This is a genomic window from Blastomonas sp., assembly GCF_041747255.1.
Classification (GTDB): Bacteria; Pseudomonadota; Alphaproteobacteria; order Sphingomonadales; family Sphingomonadaceae; genus Blastomonas.
This window is the reverse complement of record NZ_JBGTFM010000250.1, coordinates 1-4,020: the sequence shown is the minus strand read 5'-3', so window position 1 is coordinate 4,020 and position 4,020 is coordinate 1. Positions and strand designations below refer to the sequence as shown.

The following is a 4,020-nucleotide window of genomic DNA, read 5'->3' as shown; positions in this document are numbered from 1 at the left end:
GGCAACAAACGGTCTGAGTTTCTATGAAACGGGATCATCGTTCAGGGCCGTCAATGGTGATGTCAACGCATCCAGCATCGTCTTCAACATTCTGGGCGACGCGCCAGAACCGACCGGCATCATTGAAGATTTCGTCCGGATCGCTGACGGGACGGTCAATGTCAGCGGTTCGTTCACGTTCGCCACACCGGGCCAGCTTTCGACGCTGGTCAACAATGGCGCGCTCAATGCGGGCGCGGTGGGCCTGAGCGCAGGAACCTTCGTTGCCGACACTGTCATCACCGCACCGACCAATATCGGCACGATCAACGCTGATGCCATCGGTCTGTTTTCCAATGGCAACATCATCGTCACCGCAAATCTTGTGGCAAATAGCAGCTTTACGTCGGTGGCGACGGGTAATGTGACGCTGGGCAACATCACCACCGGCGGCGTCATCGGCATCAGTGGCGGCAGCCTGGCGCTGGGCAACCTCTCGTCGGGCAATCACATCAATCTTACCTCGACCATCGGCGCGATTACGGCGGGCAGCGTGACTGCCGCCAATTTCATCGCGATGACAGCCGCGAACGGGCTGACCCTCGGGCTTGCGACCGCAACCTCCGGCCACATCGATCTGTTGGTTCTCGCTGGCAACCTGGTGATCGGTAACGTTACTGCCGGAACCTTTATCGAACTGGAAGCCGACGCGGGCACAATCCAGTTCGGTAACGCCAACGCGGGCCAATACTTCGACGCACTGGCCAGTGGCAACCTCACGGGAGGCAATGTGACGGCGCTGGGAGCGCCCAGCGACACCAGCTACAGTGTAGCGCTAAATTCGGGCGGCGGTAACATTACCGTTGGCAATCTTAGCGGCCCCCGCAATATCGGCATGCTGGCTGCAGGCGATATCACCACCGGCAGCATGACCAGTGGAGAGGACGTCCTCGTCCTGGGCGTCGGCAACATCCAGATCAACGGATCGGTGACAACCGCGACAGGCGCCAACCGCTTTTTCTACGTCGGCAACGCGTCTATGGCATCGCTGCTCGGTCCGGACTTCAGTCCTGCCCCAGTGTTTGCCGTCGCGCCAGTGCGGACCGTCGGCAGTTTGACAGTGACCGGACCTATCCAGGCAGGCAATGTCATTATAGGGGCGGGTACCGCGTTTACCGCTGGTGGAGCGATCAATGCCAGTGGCGGTCGCGTCGCGATCACTGCGAACAGCATCAACGCGCAGGCCGTCACTGCGAGCCAGACCACATTGCTCAACGCCACTTCTGGCAATCTTACCGTAGGCGATGTGACTTCCGGGGGGCAGACAACGCTGCTTGCCAACATGGGTCAAATCACTGCTGGCGCATTGGCAGGCGCGATTGTCAATGTTGATGGCCAGGGTCCGGTCAGCATTGGCGGGATCACCACCACCGGCGCGATCAACCTGCGGTCTGTCGGAAGCACCTTCACATCAACCGGAGCGATCACGGCGGCGACGGTCGCCATCGGCGGCGTCGGCGTGACGCTGGGCAATGTCACCAGCACCTCGGGCCAGATTGGCATCGCGGCGGGCACCGGCAACCTTGCGTTCGGCGACTTGACGTCTGCCACATTCACCGAGTTCAGCACCGGCGGATCGGTCAACGGCGGCAACATCACGGCGGGGACATCCATCGGCACGATTGTGGGTGGCAACCTGACGCTGGGCAACGTGCGCTCGAACGGCATCAGCAGGACGTCAGGCGGATTCAGCATCGCGCTGGGTGCCACCGGCAATATCCAGGTGGGGTCTGTCAACAGCTTTGGCTCGCTCGGCATCGGATCGGATGCGGGCAGCGTGACCACGGGCGCGGTTGTCGCCGGGGATGGCGCGTTTATTCGCGCGAACACCAGCGTTACAACTGGCCAGATAAACTCAACCGGCAACATCGTCGTGCGCGGCGGCACCAATATCACGACTGCCAATTTGACCGCGACCGGTCATGTGACCGCCGCGTCGCTTAACGGCAGCCTGACGGCAGGCGCGATCAGCGCGGGCACAGACGTGCTGCTGCTTGCCAACCAGAACATCGCCACCGGCGCGATTTCCGGCGCCACCGGGGCAGGCCGTTTTGTCTATCTCGGCAACAGTTCGATCTTCCCGGCGACCGCCTTGCTCACCAGCATCGATCCGCTGGCCATCGTGACGGCACAGCCGCTCGCCCGGACCCTGGGCAACATCACCGTGACCGGCAATGTGACCACCGGCGCGTTCATCGCGGGCGCAGGCCAGACGCTGACGCTTGGCAATGTGAATGCGCTGGCTGGCCAGATCGATCTGTTTGCAGGCGCGATCAGCGCGGGCACCCTGTCCGCCACGGGCTTTATCGACATCGAGGCGGTGACCGGCGGCGTTACAGCGGGCAATCTGGTTGCGGGTGATTTCATCCTGATCGATGCTGCAGGCAGTGTCGGCCTGGGCAACGTCACGTCGAGCCAGGACGTCGATATTGAAGCGGGCGGCAGTGTTTCGGTGGGTGTGGGCAGTTCTGCACTCGAATTTGTCATCGATGCTGGCGGCCCGATCACGACGGGCGACATTACGTCGCTCGGGCGCTCGAGTGACAGTCTCTACAGCATCGGACTGAACGCCAGATCGGGCGGCCTGACCACAGGCAATCTGAACGGTGCGTCCAACGTCGGGCTGATCGCCCAGACCGGCAGCGTTGCCACCGGCTCAATCACGACCGGGGCGAACGCGATAATCCTTGCCGGGACCAGCGTTGGCATCAACGGTCCGGTCACGACCGGCACCAGTGCGACCAACTTTACCTATATCGCCAACAGCGCGATGGCGGCCATGCTGGGCGCTGATTTCAACCCTGCGCCGCTGTTTACAGCCACGCCGCAACGCGTCACGGGCGCAATCAACCTGGGCGGTGCGGTAACCACAGGCAATCTTGTCGCCGCGACAACGCAGGGCTTCTCGGCATCGGGCGCGATCACCGCTGGCACACGCATCACCATTGATGCGGGCGGAACTGCCGTGTTTGGCGGGCTGGCTGCGGCACCGACGATTTCGGTCCGGTCAAGCGACATTGCGCTCAGCAGCGCCGGTGGCCTTGGCAACGCCAGCACCGGAAGCCTGACGCTGACCAACAGCGGCGACGGGCTGATGATCATCGGCGGCACACAATCTGGCACTGGCTATACGCTTGATGCCAGCGAAATCGCGCGGCTGCGCGCTGGCAACATTGTGATCAGCTCACCCAGCGCCGGATCGAGCGGCACGGGTATTGAAATCCGCAGCTTCACGTTGAACGGTTCGGCGGCGAGCAGCGGCAACAATCTCAATGGATCGGAAGGGTCGCTGTCGATTCAGACACCCGGCAACATCCGGGTCACCGGCAATGCCATCTTCAACGGCATGGCCGCCGCCAATCGCGTGGCGCTTGCCGGCCAGAGGGTCGAAATTGCCGCCGATACCGGCAGCCTGATCCTCAATGGCAGCTCGCCGGGCGGCATCCTGTCGATCACCGCCAACAATATCCATATCGCCAGTGCATCAATCCTGAGCCAGCTGGCGGACAACATCAACTTTGCCGGGCGCGATGCAGCGCTGGCACAGGCACTCGTCCCGTCACGACCCGAGGGCGTGATCCAGGCGTCGCGCCTGCTGTTCAACGTGCGCGACACGTTGCTCATCCAGAACAGCGGCACATCGGCGCTGTTTGCTGGGTTCCTGGGCCGCGTCGGCAATGTTGAGATTACGCCGAGCGGATCGTCTGGGTCTTCGCTTGATATGGTGATCTATGGCCAGTTGCTCGATACCGGCGACATGGTCCGCAACAACTCATCGGTGCGCAACCTGATCTTCCCGACCGCGCCGACCAGCGGCTTCACCGCGACCTCCAGCATCAATGGCTGCGTGCTCAGCGCCGCAACCTGTGGTTCGGTCGGGTCACCGCCGAGCAGCGGCGGCGATCCATCGCTGCCCGACAGCCCTGCAGTCGCCGGGCCGACCGCGGTTGCGCACGCTGGTCCGCCGCCACCCAGCAGTAC

1 protein-coding gene is annotated in these 4,020 nt (G+C 62.7%); it reads left to right on the top strand.

What is annotated here, in order from left to right; translation table 11 throughout:
* The coding region (locus ACEW8G_RS08630) for a beta strand repeat-containing protein (RefSeq protein WP_373488020.1) at positions 1 to 4,020 on the top strand (4,020 nt) is incomplete at both ends.